The 3,838-nt window shown below is 60.3% G+C and carries 2 protein-coding genes and 1 pseudogene; all 3 read right to left on the reverse strand.

The genetic code is table 11. The features are described 5' to 3' along the window. Positions 1-633: pseudogene (locus EOA27_RS26635) on the reverse strand (adenylate/guanylate cyclase domain-containing protein); the annotation flags it as partial. A 3-nt stretch (positions 634-636) separates the two neighbouring features. Continuing rightward, positions 637-1,131: a Rab family GTPase gene (locus EOA27_RS26640; RefSeq protein ID WP_126081331.1), complete on the reverse strand. Its 495-nt coding sequence runs from the start codon at positions 1,129-1,131 to the stop codon at positions 637-639. Positions 1,132-1,144: 13 nt separating this feature from the next. Then, the coding region (locus tag EOA27_RS26645; protein WP_145970547.1) for an OmpA family protein at positions 1,145-3,838 on the reverse strand (2,694 nt) is incomplete at its 5' end.

Genomic DNA, 3,838 nt, shown 5'->3' on the forward strand with positions numbered 1-3,838 from the left:
ATTCAGAATAGCGAGCGTGGGCGCGGCTCCGACGCTCCGCGCCTTTTCCGTAAAACCTACGATGTCGGCAAAGAGCACACTGACTTCCGCATGGTTGTCCGCAATCTGCTCATCCGCTTTCAGCCGCTCCGCGATCGACGCTGGAAGAATGTTGAGGAGCAGGGATTCGGCGCGCCGGTATTCGCGCGACAAGCCCTCCTGGCTCTCCCTTAACGCCTCGTTCGTCGATTGCAGCTTGGCATTGAGCTGGCGCTCCCTCTCCTGCAGGAGCGTCATTTCGTATGCCTTCTGCTGAAGCCGCTGCTGGTGGTCGCGTTCGGGCGTGGCGTCGAGAAACACCAGCCACACCGAGCCGCTGTCACCAAAGAGATGAAGGTCGGCGACGTGGCCGCCGGGCAGTTCCATCATCGGCATATGGAATGGAAGCTCCGGGCAAGGCAGCAGCCCTTCCATGAATTCAAGCTGCTCGGCAACGGGCTCGCCGATGCGAAGCGACGAGAGCCCGTAAAAGTCGAGGTTGCCGCCCTTCTCTTCTATGCATTGCCGGGCGTCGATCTTCAGATACGCTGCGAAGCGCCCATTGGAAAAGAAGTCGTATATCCAGCTTCTGACTTCTTTCGGCAAACTGGACATGGTCTACTTGGCGACCATCGAAGCAAGCTGACGAAACGCATCGTCGACATGTTCGCCCGATAGCGCGCTCGTCAGATAGACCTGCCATCCACGTTGTTTGAGTTCGTCGATCTCGCCTTCCGGTATCGCCCACCGCTCGGTCAGGTCGGATTTGTTGAACAGCAATATGAACGGCATGGCACCGAATTCGGCCTCGCACCGTTCACGCAGCGTGAGCGCCACGGCAAGAGTGGCTGGCCGGGTTCCATCGGCGACAAGCACGAGCCCGGTCGCGCCTCGCACATAGCTGACGCGGAACGAACCGATATCGTCTTCGCCGGCCAGGTCCCACAAGATCAAGTCCACGGTCTTGTCCGGAAACGCGACGCTTTTCTTGTCGATCTTGACGCCGACCGTGGTCAGGTAGTTTTCCGAGAAGATGCTTTGGACAAACCTGCGCACCAGGCTCGTCTTGCCGACGGCGAACCCGCCCAACATGCAGATCTTTTTTTGCAGCATCCCGGGCTCCGCACTACTCCAGGTTCACTGTAACCGAAACCCGGCGGTTGGTGGAGTTCCCAGTTCGGCTATTTTCGTTTTCGGGTACCGCCGGCTCAAAGGTGCCGGCGCCCCGAACCAAGAGCAGTTCCGGAGCGACGCCGCGCTTGTTGAGAAGCGCGCGAACTGTCTCGGCGCGGGCAGCGCTGATCGAGGCGTTGGCCGTCTCACGACCCGTTGTGTCCGAATGGCCGGTCAACATGAACCGCGCTGTCACGCCTGCCTTGCGGGCATTTTCGGCGAATTCCTTCAACTGATCAGCCAATCTGTCGAGCACCGGCGTCTGCTCCGGTCCCGGGACAACTCTACCGGAAGAGAAGAAAATATCGGTCGTCTGGATGGCCTCTCTCAACTGATTAAGCTCTGCAAGGTTCAGCTCGCGCAACTGCGAGACATCCAGAACCACTCCGTCCGCCGAAAGTTGGTCGGCGGCGGCCTGCGCCCGGCTGATCCAGCCGGCAGGTGCCTCGCCCACGACAACGATGCGACTCTGGATGATCGAAAGCCGAACCGATTTCGGCGGGGACAGCGACGCCGTCAGCCGCTTCACCACGAACTTCGGATCAAGACTCTGATAGAATTGCCACTGTGAATGAACGCGGGCGGGATCAACCTTCGTTCCGGAAAGCAGAGCTTGCGGGTCGGCGGCAAGCGGGTCTCTCAGTCCGGAAATGTAGAAATCTCCGCCCCTCTCCGTTTGTTGGGCGACGATTATTCCCGGTTGGGCCTCAAGTCGCGACACATAATATTGCCAATGCTCGGCCGCGCGCGCATCGGGGCTCACATCACGAACCTTGGAGATGTCGAACTCCGGCCCGCCTTCTGAAAGCTGTCTTGCCGCTGCGCGCGCCCGATCTATCCAGGTGTCGGGAGCCTCACCCTCGGCAACGATGCGGCCATTGACGATCGAAAGTCGCACTTTATCCATCGGATACAGCGACGCCGTCAGCCGCTTCAACACGAACTGCGGCTCAAGGCTTTGATAGAATTGCCAGCTCGAATGAACGCGAGCGGGATCGACCTGCGTCCCGGACAGCAGTGACTGCGGGTCGACGGCAAGCGGGTCTCTCAGGCCGGTAATATAGAATTGGCCATCGCGCACATTCTGTTGGGCGACGATGATGCCGGGCTGCGTCTCCAGTCGCGACACGTAGGCCTCCCAACGCTCCTCGGGGCTCACATCACGTACCCCGGAGATGTCGAAGACCGGGCCGCCGGCTGAAAGCTGCCGGGCGGCCGCACGCGCCCGGTTGATCCACGCAGTGGTGGCCTCGCCTGCGGCAACGATGCGATCATTGACGACTGAAAGCCGCACCGAATCCGGCGGCGCGAGCGACGCCGTCAGCCGATTCAGCACGAACTGCGGCTCAAGGCTCTGGTAGAGTTGCCAGCTTGCATGAACGCGAGCGGGATCGACCTGCGTCCCGGGCAGCAGCGACTGCGGGTCGGCGGCAAGCGGGTCTCTCAGACCGGTAATATAGAATTGGCCGTCGCGCACATTCTGATCGGCGACGATGATGCCAGGCTGGGCCTCCAGTCGCGACACATACACCTGCCAGCGCTCCTCGGCGCTCACATCGCGGACCCCGGAGATGTCGAAGACCGGCCCGCCTGCGGAAAGCTGCTGGGCAGCGGCCCGCGCCCGGTTGATCCACGTGGTAGTCGCCTCACCCTCGGCGACGATGCGACCATCGACGACCGAGAGTCGTACCGAATCCGGCGGCGCCAGCGACGCCGACAGCCGCTTCAGCACGAATTCCGGCTCGAGGCTCTGATAGAACTGCCAGTTTGAATGAACGCGGGCGGGATCGACCTCCGTTCCCGACAGCAGCGACTGCGGGTCCGCGGCGAGCGGGTCTCTCAGGCCGGCGACATAGAACTCGCCGCCACGAATTTTTTGGTCCGAAACGACTATGCCCGGTTGGGCCGCCAGCCGCGACAGGTAGGCCTGCCAGCGGTGTGCGGTTTGCCAGGACAGAAAGAACCAGCCGCCCGCCACGATCAATGCCAGCAGGACCGCCGTCACCACCAGCCACGGAAATCCCTCTTTCGAATCCATGTGCTGCAGCTCGACGCAGGTCTGCAACTGCGTCTCAACGCCGGGCAACTGGGAACTGTCGCCGTCGAACCGCTCCAGGGCCCGCGAGAATTCTTGATGGATGCGAAGCAGTACGTCGCGGATGACTTCATGCAGTTCCTCCGGAGGATTTCCCCGGATCACCGCAACCAGGGTCGCAAACTGTCCGACTTCCGACCAGAGGCGAAGTTCCCCAAACCGGATGGTGTCGAGGCCGCTGTTTTCCTTCTCCTTGAAAGAGTCCTTCACAAAATCCTGGATCGCGCTCAGCATCGAGGAAATCAGTTGAGGGTCTTCGCTGGTTGCGTCTTGGGAAGTTACATGCGCAATCAGGAGCCCGGAAGCGCGGCTGATGAGAAAGACATGTTCTACGCGATAGATAAGAGAATGCTTGAGAACAACTGCAGAGAAGCTTGTCCCCGTTCGCCAGGCTTCAAACCTCCACTTCAACCCATGCCATGTGAATATATGCCTCAGAGACTCATTCAACGACTGGAAGGTTTGGTCGATCTTTTCGCCGATCGACTTGCGAATGGCCGGCAGAAACACCGGATATAATATATCGGTGAGCGTGTTTGGGTTCTTTTGGAT

Source organism: Mesorhizobium sp. M2A.F.Ca.ET.037.01.1.1, assembly GCF_003998075.1.
GTDB lineage: Bacteria > Pseudomonadota > Alphaproteobacteria > Rhizobiales > Rhizobiaceae > Mesorhizobium.